Raw genomic sequence first — 16,860 nt, 5'->3', positions numbered from 1 at the left:
TTACTCCTTTTGAGTAATTTTTAAATTTTTATATGAAAAATACATACAAAGAATGATTAAAAGTATTACACATAGAACGTTAATATACCAGTAATCAATTAAACTACCATTTGCCATAAGCGATACTGCATTTTTACTTAGACTTCCTGGATTCAATATTTCTAGAAAAGTACCTTTAAAATTATTAAGAATTAAACATAATACTGGAATTGTAAAAATAACTAGCACAGCTTGTATCTGATTTTTAAAAATCGCACTTCCCATGATACCAAGACTTACTATAAACCAAAGCCAAATAGCATAAAAGATTGATGCTTTCAAAAATAGAGAAACTATAACCGATGAATAATACACCTCTGTATAATATAGACCTACAAATAATCCAATACACAAACTAACAATAAATAAAATATTATAAAAAATATACTTACTTAACAAATATTGTAAAGAAGTAACTGGCTTTGAAAACAGCAATTCAAGAACACCACTTTTTTTCTCGCTAATAATGCTTCCCATCGTTGTTACTGCTATAGTGAAAATGGCAAATTGATTTAACTGTCCAAAAATTCCAGAAAAAACTTCATTTCCAGAAGGAGTAATATAATCAGGATTGACCACAAGCATATCATTATTCTCAACTACTTTAGGGAGTATTTGCATGGTAAGTGGTTGCATAATCGCCGCTAAAATTAAAACAATCGGTATCCATAAAATTTTATATTCTTTTTTCGATTCTTTCCACTCTTTAGTTATCAGTAAAACTAAATTTTTCATATTTATCCTCCATTAGTTGCATAAAATAATCCTCTAAAGAAAAATTATTTACTTCAATTTTTGAAAAATTAACATTATAATCAATAAGTGATTTCAAAAAATCGAATTTCCAGCTATCAATTTCAGCATTAAATTTTATAATTATATTGTTTTGATTTAAAAAAACAGTATCAATCGTTTGCATATTTTTCAAGTAATTTATCCATTCAAAATCATTATCAATTAATCGAATGTTTAACTTAATGTAACTATTATTGGTCAACATATCTAATAAATAAAAGTCATCCAGCATAGTACCTTTTTTTACAACACAAAATCTATCACAAACTTCTTGGGCATCAGCTAAAATATGTGTTGAAAAAATAATAGTTGATTCTTTCTTTATATCATTAATGAGATTCAAAATTTCTCTACGACCAATTGGATCTAATGCAGAAACAGGCTCATCCAAAACAACAAACTTTGGTTTATGTATTATTGCTTGTGCAATTCCTAATCTTTGTCGCATTCCTCCAGAAAAACCACTTATTACTCTATCACAATCTTCCAATAGTCCAACTTTACTCAAGACTTCTTCTATACGTTCGTTAATCATAGAAATATCCATATTAAATAATTTGCAACTAAATTTTAGAAACTCCCTAGGTGTCATCCACTCGTAGTAATTTGGATATTGTGGTAAATAGCCAATAAATTCTTTTTGATTCTTAATTACTTCACCATCAAAAATTACATTTCCTGTTGTTGGAGATAATAGACCAGTTATCATTCTTAATAAAGTTGTCTTTCCTGCCCCATTAGGACCTATAAGCCCTATACAATCTCCTTTAAAAATTTTCAAAGAAAAATTTTTAATTGCCAGTTTATCATCAAATTTTTTCGATATATTATCAATACTAAGTAACTCTTTCTCCATCAGTTATCCTTTCTAAAATTTTTACCTACAGATAAATATAAAATTGGACCAAAAATTGTTACAGAAATAATTGCTAAAATCCATAAAAATTCAGACTTTCTTTTATAATTTCTAAATAAATCTATGCAACTAATGATGATCATTAAGAAGTGTAAAACAAAAATTGGAAACAGTATCATGAACAAATCTTTTGATACTCCCACTAAACTACTTATACTTTCTAACATACTTGCTCCTTTATTATCTTTTATGTTCTATAATCATTCTGACAACAATTTTTCAATGTCACGAACAGTATCACAATTATAAATATCTACTAATTCAATCTCTACACCTAGTTCATCTAAAGCCCAATTTTTTATCCTAACCATCTTTAATGAATCAATACCTAATGAAAAAATTGGGGTATCATATGGTACACTATCTACTCTTAAAATTTCTTTTAACATAATTATGACTGGAGTTTCTTCCTCTATAAATCCATCATTCAGTTGATGTAATGAATCAATCCTTTCAATAATAGATTCTTTTAAAAAGCTTATATCAATTTTACCATTTGATGTCAGTGGTACGTGTTTCATATTAAAAATATAATGAGGTAGCTCATATTTAGCTAATTGAGATTTCAAATTATTCCTAATAGCTTTTTCATTTAAATCATATTTAGAAAAATATACTAATACGATTTTGTCAATTTTTTCCTCGTCTTTAAAAGAAAATGTTACACATTCACTTTTAAAATTATTTCTAAATACTCTTGATATCTCATTAAAACTTACCCTGTATCCATTAACCTTAATTTGCGTTTCTTTTCGTCCCATAAATTTTATATATTTGGGATAAAAGAGTTTCCCTAAGTCCCCAGTAAGATATAAATATCCTAGCTCAGGATGTTGAATAAACACTTCATTAGTTCTATCATCATCAATATACCCTAAAGCAACTCCAGCCCCTCCAATAGCAATTTGACCTATAGTATGATCACTAACAATCTTATTATCATTGTCTAAAATATAAACTTGTTGATTTGACATTGGGTAACCATAAGGAATATAATCAGTGTCTTTTATATTATCGTTTGTTATTTCATATAAGATCGACCAAATAGAACATTCTGTTGCCCCACCTAAACTAAAGATTCGACATTCAGGAAGTGCCTTTTGTGTACATTCTACTAACTCTTTAGAAACATAATCACCACTCAATAAACAAACTCTCAAGTTCAAGTTGGAAGAATTTTTTAAATTACTTTGTAAATAAGAATTTAGAACACTTGGAACTGAATTCCACACTGAAATTTGCTCATTTGATAATATGTTTGTTATTTCTTTCGAATCCCTCTGATCTTTTACAATAAATAGAGTCCCTCCCACCATACTAGGAGCAAAAATGTCAAATACAGATAAATCAAATGAGTACGACGCTAAGCCAAGAAAGTAGTCCTCAGAAGTTAACTCCAATCTATTTTTTAAGTCTATCAATGTATTCCATACCTGATGATGTGTTTCAACTACACCTTTAGGCTTTCCTGTACTCCCTGATGTAAATATAATATACGCTATCCTGTCAGATGAACCTACTTTATCTCTGTAAGGGATTGTCGTACTATTCTTCCTAACTTCTTTTACAATATTTCCATCCAATAATATTCTAGCAGAAGATTTATCCAAAATATATTGCTTTCTATCTTCTGGATACTCTGGATCAATTGGAATATAGTAGTTGTTAGACATAAGAACAGCATAAATCTGTATAATTGTTTTAATCTCCCTATAACCTATAATAGCAATAGGTTGATTTTGAAATTTAAAGCTTTTAGATAATTTCAGTGATTCTTCATATAACTCACCATAACTAATTTTATCATCTAAAGTTTGAACTGCAATTTTATTTTTAAAATCTGATGCAGCTTTTCTTAAACTAGAATCCAAAAACATTTTATCAACTTCTAAAAAAGTATCATTATATAAATCATATCTCGTCATGCTAAAACTCCCTACTTTATTCGAGTAAAAACTTAATATTACTAAGGAAGTATACCTTACCTTAATCTACTAAATATCAAATAAGAGATAGCAATGTAAATACATTATCTATTTTAATTATATATATTTGTCTCTTCAATATAGTTTAAATAATATAATCTCTATATTCGATATAATTAAATTAATTTATTTCAGTAATTTTTAACATTCACCACCTTCTACTATAATCAGTTGCTTTTAATATATTTTTCATTTTTCAATGTCTTAATAAAGTAAACTACTAGTAACACTTCTACTATACTAAGAATAAAAAGATATGAAAAATTTGTAAAAATAACTAGAATACTTGTTACTCCAATTAATGTCATACTGATGAATGCCGTTATAATAGTTGATGCTCCTTGTTTTACTACTTCCATTTCATTATTCCACTTAAAATTTGGAAATTTAAAATTAATAAATAGTCCAAGACATGTTACAAAAATTAAATTGCTGATGAGTAAAGAAATTGCTTGTGAAAATTGAATTAAGTTTAAATTCATTTTTAAACAACTAATAGATGCAATAATTAAACCTGGTAGAAATAATAACAAATTCAAGATAAGTTTTATAAAACTTATTTCTAAAATTGAAATTGGCAGTGATTTCATTATCCAAATTTTTCTTCCTTCTATTGAAAAAGCACTTGTTGTTGTTGTTGTCAATATCAAACATGAAGTAAATATAATATAGTATACTTGGTCGACTGGGATAGTTAAATTATAAAGAACAACTTCTGGAATCAACTTTTCTCCATAAGTCATTGATATAATACCAACTACTACCAATAAAAACGGCATTAATATAGTATTGCTTACATAAGAAAACGATGACGTATAGACTTGAATTTCTCTCCTTAGCAATGAAGAGAATGTTGAAGCTACAGACAAATGATAACTGGAACTTAAATTATCTGATTGTTCTCTAATCATCACAACAATTTTTTCATAGTTACAGACTACTCCCAAAAGAAACAAAGAAGTCAAAACAAGAGTAAAAATAATCATTCCTACAATTATTAAATGATGTATTATACTTAAACTTCCTAAAATTGGAAATGAGAAAACGGTTGATACGACAATGCCTAATCTAGGTTTACTTATTCCTAATTTCAAGTAGCTCATTATAAGTGGTAAAATAAGCAATAAGAATGATAGTAACGAAGCGTTTAAGCTTGAATTAACTTTAAAAAAGCGCAAAAGAGTCTCAACTGTAAAAGTAAGTAACACGCTGGTTATGATAGCAAGTGCTGGGATACATAAAGATAACAGTAGAATGTATAACGTAGTATTTATTGCTGCCTGTTCAATAATAATTAATGATATCTGCGCTCCTAAAAATAATACAATTGAAAGAACAGAATATAGTAGGTATTGATAAACAATTATAGATATCTTTGCTTGCCATTTCTCCAAAGGTAATGAAAAAATATAATCATGATCTCTACTATAAAACAGATTTTTAACTCCTGATAAATTAGTCCAAATAGCTAGAATCCAAAACATCAAACCAATAACATAGGAATTAACATATTCACTCTCTCCCTCCGCAGACATTTGAAATGGTAAATAAACAAAGTAAGAAAAAAGGAGCAGAATTGCGACGCTATAGCCAATAAAAGTAATACGCGAGTGTGACTTTACAGTAGATGAGTCATCACTTAATTTTGAAATACCTAATTGATTCTTAAGACGAATACATAAAAATTTTAATAAATCATCAATCATTTTTATATGTCTCCCGTCTGAAAACTTCATTTAAAGATAATTCTTTGGTCACTGTAGCCATATTATTATTTATTTTTACAACACCATTGTCAATTAAAACAACATGATTACATAATTTTTCTGCAACCTCTAAAACATGGGTAGAATATATGATAATGCTCCCCTGCTGTGCCCTTCTTTTTAATTCTTCCACTAGAAAGTGAGTTGCATTCGGATCTAAACCAACAAATGGCTCATCTAATACGATCAACTTAGGATTATGTAGAAAGATAGAAATTAAAACAAGTCGTTGCTTCATTCCATGGGAATACGTGGAAATCAACTGACTTAATGCACTTTTCATTTCTAATTTCTCAACTAAATAATTTACTCGTCTTGTAAATTCAATACCTGATACTTTATAGATTGAAGCAATAAAATTTAAAAATTCATAACCTCTTAAATTATCATATAACTCGGGTGAATCTGCTGCATACCCCATAAGAGACTTAAAAAGCCGAGGTTTTTGAGTCAAACTAATATCATCTAATATAACTTCACCTTGATCAAAAGGATGAATACCAACAATTGATTTAATTGAAGTAGATTTTCCAGCACCATTAGAGCCAATAAAGGCGCAAATAGTTCCTTCCGATAAGAATAAATTTAAGTTAGTTATACCTTTCCCACTTTTTCCATAAATTTTTTTTAAATTTTTAATACTTAACATGTTCATTCCTTTCTTTCGATATTTTACAACCTCATCCCCAAAAGAACACTTAATCTTTTACTTTCTGACAATAACTTATTTATAAAAAAATGTCCCCCTTCAAATTGAAGTAATTTACAATTTCCACTAGTAAAATCTTTCCAATCAAGACAATTCTCAGTAAATATCGATTTATCTTCTTTACCAATCCAAATTTCTAAATTCGTCTCAAGTCTCTTAAACTCAAAATTATTTAAATACATATTTAAAAAATTCAAATCCTTATTTAAAATATCAGTATATATACTCATCAATTCAGTATTATTTAAGATTTCTTTGGAGGTGCCACCCATTTCTTTAAAATACTTAATAGAATCTTTAATAGAGTAATATTTGTATTCTTCGAACTTATTATTTAAATTAGGAGGATTTTGACCACTTAAAATTAATTTATTAGGCTTTGGTAATTTCCTTCGTTCAATTGAAGAGCAAATTTCATAAGCTATAAAAGCTCCCATACTATGACCGAATAAAATATACTCATTTGAAAAATCGATACACGAGACTACCTCGTTGATAATTTGATTCATATCATAAATACCTTCTGAAAGACGATGTCCTCTACCTGGGAGTTCATAATCTACCAAATGCAAATTATCTACTCTTTTAAATTTTATGTAATTTCCTAATGAACCTACTGCATGAGGAAATACTAGCAATTGAATTTCATTGTTCACGATAAGAGATTTTTTACATAGCATATAAACACCTCATCCTCAAGTTTTTTTCCAAATAAAATATCTTTTTGATAACCAATATCAGGAGAATTTTCAGAAACAATAGTAGCTTCTTCGGGCTCATAAAATACATTTTCTCTAAATAAAGGAGCAAGTACTTTGATGCTATTATTATCATCAGAAGTTTCTACTAGATTCAACCATTCTTCATAACTGATTTTTTGTAGGTTATCTTCTATTAAACTTTCTAGCAGAGCTATCGCTCTATCAAAAGTAATTATGTAATTTGAAAAATAATTATTAATCTGATTATTGCTCCCCCCTTTTTCAGTGTCATTTATTAATTTTTCTACGATTGCATTAACTGGAGTCAAATCAGTTTCATTTCCTAAAAATTCTTCTGGGTATGCTTTCAATTGAATAATTGATTGTATCAATCTCCAAAATAGATCATCTCTAGGTATTGATGAATTTCTAGTATTACCTGATATTCTTCCAAGTCTGGAAATAATTACGCTATCTCTAACTGTACGATACTGTCTAAGATACTTCTCGGACATAGCCTTTGTCTTCACATAACTAATTGGTGCCATATTAATATCCTCAACTAAATAGTGATCATGTCCAACTACTGATAAAGTTGAAAGGTAATTTATTTTCTTAATAACATTTGTCTGTGCAAACTTCATAACTTGATCAAGTCCACTAACATTAGTGTTGTATGAATCCTCAAATGAAGACATAAAATTAATATTTCCTGCTGCATGATAAACTATTGAAACTTCTGAACTCAAAAACTCATAGTCTTGATTTGATAATCCAAAATTTTCTTTAGTAATATCACCTGAATATACATGTAGTTTTTTAAAACAGATATCATCATTTGTGTTTGAAATATTATCTAAACATTCTTTCACTCTCTCTTCAGCACTCTTTGCTGTTCTTCTTGTAATACAATAAACATCATATCCCTTTTTCAAATTCTGATATACTAGTTCACTCCCTACTAAACCAGTTGCTCCCGTAATCAAGATAGATTTCTTTTTTTCCATTTTTAACGAACTCGTTCCAAGTTGTACTTCTGGGAGACTTAGTGAATGGTTATTGTCAACTTCAAAAGTAACTGGTTCATTGTCAATGATGAATTTTAAAGTTGGATTTTCAAAAAAACTTAATGTGTCAAGTTTAATATTATATTTTTCTTTCAGGAAGTATATTAATTTTGATAATTTTAAAGAATCCCCACCAATTTCAAAGAAGCTATCATTTAAATTAAATTTATTGTGACCTAAAACATTTGAATAAATGTCTATAATATTTTTTGTTGTTTTTGTCATTTTCAAATCTTCAATATCTGTTCTTTTCTTTTTAGCACCTAGTTGACAATTGATATGTTTCCCTAATACAATTTCATGACTCAAATTAGGCAAGTTAGTTACTTTCTTTTCTACATTATAGTACATCACGATATACTCAAGAAGAAGTTGTATCCATTTTCCTATAATATCAATGTCTTTTTCAGAAACAAGTTGACTATTATACGACAATTTATAAATTAAATTTTTATCTCCACCTGCACTCAAACTAAGAGGCAAACCTGATTGCTCATTAGCTCTAAAGTCTTTAATAAAGTTAGAATTCGCTTCGGGTTCTGGATAATTTTCATACACGAAAATAGTCTCAAATAATGTCTCCTTCTCATTCAAGCCGTATTGTCTTCTAAAACAACTTTGATCAACAAAATAAACTTGATTTAATTCATCTAATATTTTAGAATTTCGTTCTAAAAATACTAAAATAGACTCTGAATTATACACCTTAAAATAAACTGGATTAGTAGTTATAAATAAACCAACTTGGCTCTCAATGTTGTCAATAGGGCAATTTCTACCTGAGTTCACAGAACCAAAAATGACAGTATTGCTATTACTTAAACTACAAAGAATATATCCCCATAAAGAACCTAAAATATTAGCTACACTAATTTTATTATTTTTAGAAAAAGTAAGAATATTATCCGATAAATTTTTACTTATAGTAAAATGTTTATCAACATTATGGCTCATTTCGAGACTTGTCAATTCTTCATTAGAGAACACTCTTCCAATTCTATTTTGTACATCGGAATTTACTTGATAGATTTCAGTATCATTTTTATTAGATAACAACCACTTTATATAAGGTAAATTAGTTATAGAACTTTCATGTGGAAAATTAATCTCTGACCAAAGCTCTCGTAAAATAATCCCTATACTCCATCCATCTAAAATTAAATGATTAAACAACCACAGAATTCTGATATTGTCATTATCAATTTTAAAAATATATATGCCGTATAGTTTATTCTCATTTCTAGGGATATATTTTCCAGCCTCTTCTTGTATAATTCTATTTAAAAATTCCTCCTGTTTTTCTTTATTTAAACCATCAATCGAATAGTAGTTAAATTGCAATGGTATCTCTTTATTTTTAATGATTTGAACAAAATTAAGGCGGTCAGTATAATAAATGCTTGTTCTCAAAGCTTCATATTTATAATACACTTGTGTAAATCGATTAACAAATTTTTCAAGACTAAATTTTGAAATCCACGAAATATGATTAATATAGCTAGATGCTGATTTCACAGATGATAATGACATCTCTTGTTGCAATGGAAAAAGAGGGTAAATAGATTCTATATCATCTCCATACTGCAAATAAATTTCAGAAAATTCTTCAGCAGAAATAACATTATATTCTAATTTTTCAATCTCTTTTACAAATTTTGCAATTCCAGCAAACTTTTTAATAACTTTTAGTTCTTTATTTAATTCTTTCAAAATTAAATCAGTATTTTTCAGATTTAGAGTAGTGATACTAACCTTTGAATCATAGCAAATAATATTAATTGTTGCTGGCATTGCTTTTATGTTAGCTTGATTAATATCACTTGTCTCTCTCAAAATAAAATCATTTTGTACTTTTTTAGACATATCAGTGATATTTAAATAAAAATAAACTTCAGAATCTAAATAATCTTGTGAACTTTTTAATAGACTTACATAATTCTCTTCCCATTTTGAATCCTTAGAAATATGATGAAAATTAAATTCAGTCATCCAACCTATTGTTTGGCTGAAATCATAGTTTTTATTAACTTCATTAAATCTACTATTATTTTCTCTGACAACAGTTAGATCACTCTTTTCAATCCTAGATATAACTGTACAAAGTAAACTACTTACTAATAATCCAAAATTAGATTCACCTACTTTAGCAAATTCTTCATTTTCAAAAATATATTCTTTCACTCCTGTACTAGTATCCAGTAAATTATTCTTCGAACTAGGAAAATGAAATGTTGTATCTAATATATTTTGAATTACTTCCTCATCTGTTAAAATATCCGGATTTAAACGATAGTTAATATTATTATTTAAGACCTCTAATTCATTTTTTATAACTATCCAAGAATACGAATCAATAAACAAATGATGAACTGTCCAATAAATAAATGTCTTTCCATCTTCAACATAGTACGCAATCCTTGAAGTAGGCGCTTTATATATATTCAAACTACTCTGCAATTCTGACCATTGTTCCTCTAAAGTAAGTCTATCAGAGAATTTTTGGATAATCTCTTGTATCTTAAAATCCTCCTTATCAGAAATAACTATTTTATAATTTTCTTTGTTTTTTATAACCTTTCCTCTGAGCATAGGATGGTTATTATAAATTTGGTGTATTGTATTTAAAATTTGTAGCTCATCATCGCTTTGAATCACAAAATAATTTGACTGATTCCAATGATTAGAAACATTCATATCTAATTTAAAAAACCATTCCTGAATTGGTAATATAGGAAAATTATCTACAAATTGATAATCTTTTATATTATTAGATACCATCGAATTCTTATCGATCTTAAGAGCATTTTTAGAAATTAAATTGATAGTCTGATTTTTATAAATATCTGAAACAGATAAATCAAATCCTTTTTTACGAAGTTTAGATACAATTTGAATTGCTTTTATTGAATCTCCACCAATCTCATAAAAATTTGTATGGATATTGATCTGTTCTAAATTAAAAATTTCTTTCCAAACACAAAGTAAGTCTTTTTCAAAAATAGTGATATCTGTATCATTTTCTATCATACTATTTTTTATTCCCAAATTTGGTAATTTAGTCGTATCAATTTTTCCATTAACAGTAAGTTCAAATGAATCCACTACCATTATTCTATCTGGAACCATATAACTAGGTAATATATTAGATAATTTTTCTTTAAACTTATCTTCAAAAAACTCAACTCCTGAATGTAAAACCACATATAATACAATTAACTTTGTATTTCCTGCCTTCAGTTCAACTAAATTTGTGAAGGCATCTTTGATCTGTGACTCTTCTAAAGCTCGACCAGTTATTTCTGATAATTCAATTCGGTGACCTCTAATTTTTACTTGTCCATCATTCCTTCCATAAAAATTAAGCCTACCTTTACTATCAAAATATCCTAAATCTCCAGTTCTATAGATTTTTGACCCGTAGGGGGTTAGAAAACTTGGTGGGGAATACAGTTTATCAATATTGTCAGCATTATTCACATAAGAAACCATAACTGATGGTCCAATAATACAAATTTCTCCAACACTACCAGTTGGTAATATATTAAATAGTTTATCCATAACTAATACAATGGAATTTGAAGTTGGTATTCCGATGGTAGAATCAACTAATACGTCAGCATTACTTACCCCAACTGTTCCTTCTGTTGGTCCATACCCATTTACAACTCTTGTTGTTTGAGGGATAGTATTATTCTTTCTAAATTTATCTCCTCCATTTATTACCAATTTTAGATTTTCACATTTAGAAAAATCTAGAATACTGTATAGTGATGGTGTGATGATCATAGACTCTATTTTATTTTCATTTATAAAATTAGGTAAATTTTGATATTCATCAGAAAAGATATGGAGAGAGTTCCCCAAAGAAAGAGCACTCATCATTTCCATGATGCTTGCATCAAAAGAAATTGAAGTCAAAAATAAACTACGCCATTCCTTTTCAAAATACCAATCTCTTTTATAGGTAGATGCAAAATGTGCTAAATTACTTCTAGAAATTTGCACCCCTTTTGGTTTACCTGTAGTTCCTGAAGTGAAAAGTATATACGCTAAATCTCTCACATGATTATTACATGGATTTTTGATGAGAATTTCTGATGAAATATTATTATCGAATAAGCTATTTACTTCAATAACTTCTAATTCATCATCAAAATATTCATCAGAAGAAAGAATCAAATCTGGTTTTAATTCTGATACTACATCAACTAATCTATTTTTTGAGTGTTGACTATCTATTGGAACGTATACATAATTTTTAAGCAAACAAAGATAAAATATAACAACTTGTTGCCAAGAACGTACTCCAAAGAAGCAAATCTTCATCCCTTTATATGCACCTATTCTTTTCAGTTTTTTATCAAGCATAAGGATTAAATAATATACTTCTGCATAGGTTAATGATTTTTCTGAATCTACAATTGCGATATTATTATTTTTAGGTTTTAAGTGAGTTAAATACGTTCCCAATTCTTCTTTTCTAAAGATAAACTTAGGATTAAGTTCAGTTACTAAATCTGCACTCTCAACTTCAGAAAACAAAGGTATAGTTCCCATTGGTTTTTCTAAATTATCCAGTATTCTATTTGACCACTTATTAAATGTTAGTAATAAATTTTGAATTTGTTCCCTATTAAACATATTACTTGCATATTCAACTTGTACAAATGCCTGAGAAGGGAAGTTATATACAGTAAAAGTTAGCGGGAACTGAATATAGTCTCTATGCTTAGTAATGATATCCTTATCTAAAAAATCAACCTCTCTCCCACCCTCTTGATAATTAAATACTGCCTGTACAATGGAAGATAAACTTACTTTTGTATTCATTAATTGGCTTAACGATGAGAAACTAACAGAAGAATGATTTATCGTTTCTAAAACCTCTAGTCTATCCACCAGTAAATTATCTAAAAATGTTTTTTTACTATTTCTACTACTAATTATTGGGAGAAATGATAAAAACATTCCAAAAGAAGTATTGTATTCATCGGTACGTGTTGAAACAGGTGTACCAACAAAAATATTATTCCGATTAAAGTAGAGCATTAAGAATTGTGAATAAAGCGATAGTAAAACATTGTATTTAGATACCTTATATTCAACAGATAGCTTTTCGATTTTTTTAAAAAATTGAAAATCTAATGAGAGATTTTCAGCTTTGCCTAAATGCTCAAATTCCTCATCAACTTTATCAAATAGTGGAATAGGTTGTACACTATTTAGTTTGTCTTCCCAATAGCTAATATCTTCAGGTGAGTCTTCCTCGTATGAGCTCAAAAATTTAAAATAATCTTGTGTTTTATCCAAACTATCAACTGAACCAAAGATATTATCAAGTAGAATATCTATTGAATTTCCATCAGCTATTATATGATGAGCCACAATAATTAAATAGTAGCAGGTTGGAGTCTCAAGAATAGTGAAACGTAACAGTGGCTCTTTTTTATTTGATAAAATAAAATTATAGTTCAATTCTTTTTGTATTAAATCATTGATCTTATTTTCTGTTTCAAAGTCTATTTCTATATGATTAATCTTATATAATTTTTTTGAAGTAAGATTGTACCATCCTAGCTCACCATCTTCATCTTCACTTAAATAGGAATGAAAAATTGGATTAGATTTTATAAATAAATCAAATCGTTCTGAAAGTTCGTTCAGTGAGAACTTAGTCTTCTCATGTTTACTAACATAAGGAATGTTATAAATAGTTTTCTCTTCATTTTCCACTTGAAAATAATACATCGACTTTTGAATTTCAGTAGCTAAAGATAGGAAGTCATCTTGACTGTTCTCTGATATTATCAATTCATTATATTTTTTTTCACTTGCAATTTTCTTATGTGTATTAAACTCATATAAATCGATCATATTATTAATGGAACCAGCCTCAATAAATTCTTTCAATGAAATATCCTTAGAATATTCATCATTTAACAAATTATGCAACCTAACAGCAATCAAGGAATCTATTCCAATTTCAAATAAATCTGAGTCTAAATCAATATTTACAGTGTTCGAATATTTAGACAAAATTTCTAAAAATCTTTTTTTATTATCTGAGTAATCTGACTTGTTAGAAACTCGGATCTCATCACCAGCTTCCAATAATTTTTTCTTATCAACTTTGCCGTTTAACGTCAAAGGTATACTAGAAACATTTTTGATAAGACTTGGCGACATGTAATTTGGTAACTTATCTTGTATCACTTTTCTCAAAGTTTCGTCTGCCAATGTTCCTGTATAAAATGCAAGTAATTTTGTTATGCCTTCTGAGGTAATATCTATAACTGCTGCCTTTTCTACATTAGGTATTTGCTCTATTACATGCTCTATCTCTGACAGTTCAACTCTAAAACCTCTAATCTTTACTTGACGATCTTTTCTTTCTACAAAATGAAAGATTTCACCGTCAAACATTACAATATCACCAGTATTATAATATTTTCCAAAATCATTATAAGTAAAGGGGGTATCTAAAGAAATTTTGTGATAACCGTTTGTTACTCCAGTTCCACTGACCACTAATTCACCAGGAAAACCAATTGGTACAACATTCCCAAAATCATCAACTACTTTAGCTCCTGAATTATTTAATAATTTACCAATTGGAATTGGATTATCTGTATTAAAATCACTAGGAATTTCATAAACTGTAGTAAATGTCGTATTTTCAGTTGGACCATATCCATTATAAAATTGAGTTTCTTTACACTGCCTCATTGCATTTTTGATGTGCTTTGGAGAGATAATCTCTCCTCCAACAAAAATTGATCTTAATGGTTCAAATATAGATATATCCAAATCAGAAAATGTATTGAACAGGCCAGATGTGAGCCAAGCTGTTGTTATTTCGTTTTCTTCAATTCGCTTCTTCCAATTCGATAAATCTATAACGGGATCCGGTATAATTGTAACGCAGGCACCATTAAGAAGTGGGAACCAAATCTCAAAAATACTGGCATCAAAAGCCATTGAGGAAGCTTGTGCAAAATTGTCATTTTCTTTAATATGATAAAAGCCATTATCAAAGGAAAGTGACAATATATTTTCGAAGGTCATTTCAATCCCTTTAGGATTTCCTGTTGAACCAGAAGTATAAATCAATTGACAAAATGTTGAACTATTGTCAATTGTTATATTTTCTATCTCATCATTAAAATTGACTTCTAAACTAAAATAATTGATTATTTCATAATTACTACCTATATTTGGTAAGTCCTTTGGGTTAATATAACAATTTATAACATAATCAACTTCAGCATCGGATAATATATATTCTAATCTTTCTTTAGTATTTTTATCATCAAGGAAAGTATATGGAATCTGCAGATACTGTAGTGCTGCCATTAAAGATATACTATTAGCAGTTCTATTCCCTATAATCCCAACCGACTTACCACTTTTCAATTCTAGTTTGTGTAAATTAGCTACCAAAAGTTCTATCTTTTGGCACAAGTCCTCATAAGTTAGAACTTCTGTTTCATCATTGATTGCAATTTTTTTGGGTTTCTTACTTGCAATATTTTTAAATTGTTCATAAAAACTTTTTAAACTAGGAAGAACCGTCTGTGAAGAACTTACTTTGCTATATCTAATCTCCTTATTAAAATCTTTGACTACTATTGCCACATTTTGTTGTGTATCCATTTTAAGAACAATATTAATAAATCGCTGTATCGTCTTAAGAATTTCATTAGCCTGAATATGATTAATAATATCTAGAGAATACATCAATTTCATATCAAACGATTCTCCACTAGCTCCTACTGAGAATGTAATATCATCGCTTGACATTTCAATTCCAGATATTATTCTATATCTCTCATTCTGTTCTGAGGTCGGATAATTTTCATATACAAATGTAACATTTGTATTAGGAATAGATATTGGCGAACGAACTGATGATTGATACAAATTTGTTTCCTTAATTCTCAACTCCTTATCTTGTACACTCTTTAAAAATGTGGAAAATACATTGCTTTCATCAATTTCATAGTAACGTATTGAATTATCAATTAATAACCCAACTACTTTATCTAAGTTTGGAAAACTTCCTCCTGTTCTACCTGAATCAATAACATTAAAAGCAACTTGCTTTTGATTAGTATATAGACTGAGAAAAACAGCAAAAATAGTTTGAAAAAAGGTTGCTGTGGAAACAGAATTCTTTCGACAGTATTCTTCAACTTTTCTAGCGGAAATATCTGTATTAATATAAGTTTCATCAAAAGAATCATAACGCTTACCATTAGTTAGAGTCGGAAATTTGAAACCGTTGTATCCCTTTAAATATTTTTCCCAAAAAGATATATCTTTGTTCTGTAGATTAGAAAGTTTCCACAATACAAAATTACTATAAGAATTATCTCCTTCAATCAACACAGATTCCAAACCCTTTTTTGTTAACCTAATATAAGTTTTATCAACTTCCTCCAATACAAGTGAACTACTCCAACCATCAAGCAAAATGTGATGAAATGTCCAAATCAAAAAAGTTCCCTTTTCTGTTCTTGCAAGAGTAAATTTTGTCAACGGAAAATCATCTAACAATAGATTTCTTTTTTCTTCAGCCAATTTTTTTAGATTATTATATTTGATGTCCTTATCTTCCCAAACAAACTCACTTTGCTCAACTACAACTTGGACATCTTCTTCAAGTTTCCCAAATACAAATCTAGTTCTAAAGATTTCGTATTTATTTAAAATAAATTCCCAAGCTTTCTTATAACTAAAAATATCTTGATAATTAACTTCTAATATTATCTGACTAACATATAGTGGCGTTTCAGGATTTAATTGGCATTCATAAGCAATGCCTCTTTGTAAATTTAACATAGGAAAAGCTGCTTTTGTATTCATCATTTTTATCCTCCTAT

The 16,860-nt window shown here is 28.3% G+C and carries 8 protein-coding genes; all 8 read right to left on the bottom strand.

Annotated features, from left to right (window positions below; genetic code table 11):
* Entirely contained in the window at window positions 1–774 is a 774-nt protein-coding gene (locus tag QZ114_RS09065) for an ABC transporter permease (RefSeq protein WP_295502442.1), read from the bottom strand.
* Entirely contained in the window at window positions 746–1,690 is a 945-nt protein-coding gene (locus QZ114_RS09060) for an ABC transporter ATP-binding protein (RefSeq protein ID WP_295502440.1), read from the bottom strand. The genes QZ114_RS09065 and QZ114_RS09060 overlap by 29 nt, the downstream gene beginning before the upstream one ends.
* A complete protein-coding gene (locus tag QZ114_RS09055) occupies window positions 1,690–1,917 on the bottom strand; it encodes a PLDc N-terminal domain-containing protein (RefSeq protein WP_295502438.1) in 228 nt (75 codons plus the stop codon). The genes QZ114_RS09060 and QZ114_RS09055 overlap by 1 nt, the downstream gene beginning before the upstream one ends.
* A 33-nt stretch (window positions 1,918–1,950) precedes the next feature.
* A complete protein-coding gene (locus QZ114_RS09050; RefSeq protein WP_295502436.1) occupies window positions 1,951–3,675 on the bottom strand; it encodes a non-ribosomal peptide synthetase in 1,725 nt (574 codons plus the stop codon).
* Between the two features lie 227 nt (window positions 3,676–3,902).
* A complete protein-coding gene (locus QZ114_RS09045) occupies window positions 3,903–5,441 on the bottom strand; it encodes a hypothetical protein (RefSeq protein ID WP_295502434.1) in 1,539 nt (512 codons plus the stop codon).
* Window positions 5,434–6,150: an ABC transporter ATP-binding protein gene (locus tag QZ114_RS09040; protein WP_295502432.1), complete on the bottom strand. Its 717-nt coding sequence runs from the start codon at window positions 6,148–6,150 to the stop codon at window positions 5,434–5,436. The genes QZ114_RS09045 and QZ114_RS09040 overlap by 8 nt, the downstream gene beginning before the upstream one ends.
* A 23-nt stretch (window positions 6,151–6,173) precedes the next feature.
* Window positions 6,174–6,866 carry a thioesterase II family protein gene (locus QZ114_RS09035; RefSeq protein ID WP_295502430.1) on the bottom strand — a complete coding sequence of 231 codons (693 nt, stop codon included), beginning with the start codon at window positions 6,864–6,866 and terminating at the stop codon, window positions 6,174–6,176.
* Window positions 6,863–16,846: a condensation domain-containing protein gene (locus tag QZ114_RS09030; RefSeq protein ID WP_295502428.1), complete on the bottom strand. Its 9,984-nt coding sequence runs from the start codon at window positions 16,844–16,846 to the stop codon at window positions 6,863–6,865. The genes QZ114_RS09035 and QZ114_RS09030 overlap by 4 nt, the downstream gene beginning before the upstream one ends.
* Window positions 16,847–16,860 lie beyond the last annotated feature (14 nt).

This window comes from uncultured Streptococcus sp., from assembly GCF_901875575.1.
Classification (GTDB): Bacteria; Bacillota; Bacilli; order Lactobacillales; family Streptococcaceae; genus Streptococcus.
This window is presented reverse-complemented; position numbering and strand designations above follow the sequence as displayed.

Bases quoted from the DNA above. Each gene is read 5' to 3' on its own strand.
- QZ114_RS09065 (WP_295502442.1), bottom strand. From the start codon at position 774: ATGAAAAATTTAGTTTTACTGATAACTAAAGAGTGGAAAGAATCGAAA.
- QZ114_RS09060 (WP_295502440.1), bottom strand. From the start codon at position 1,690: ATGGAGAAAGAGTTACTTAGTATTGATAATATATCGAAAAAATTTGAT.
- QZ114_RS09055 (WP_295502438.1), bottom strand. From the start codon at position 1,917: ATGTTAGAAAGTATAAGTAGTTTAGTGGGAGTATCAAAAGATTTGTTC.
- QZ114_RS09050 (WP_295502436.1), bottom strand. From the start codon at position 3,675: ATGACGAGATATGATTTATATAATGATACTTTTTTAGAAGTTGATAAA.
- QZ114_RS09045 (WP_295502434.1), bottom strand. From the start codon at position 5,441: ATGATTGATGATTTATTAAAATTTTTATGTATTCGTCTTAAGAATCAA.
- QZ114_RS09040 (WP_295502432.1), bottom strand. From the start codon at position 6,150: ATGTTAAGTATTAAAAATTTAAAAAAAATTTATGGAAAAAGTGGGAAA.
- QZ114_RS09030 (WP_295502428.1), bottom strand. From the start codon at position 16,846: ATGATGAATACAAAAGCAGCTTTTCCTATGTTAAATTTACAAAGAGGC.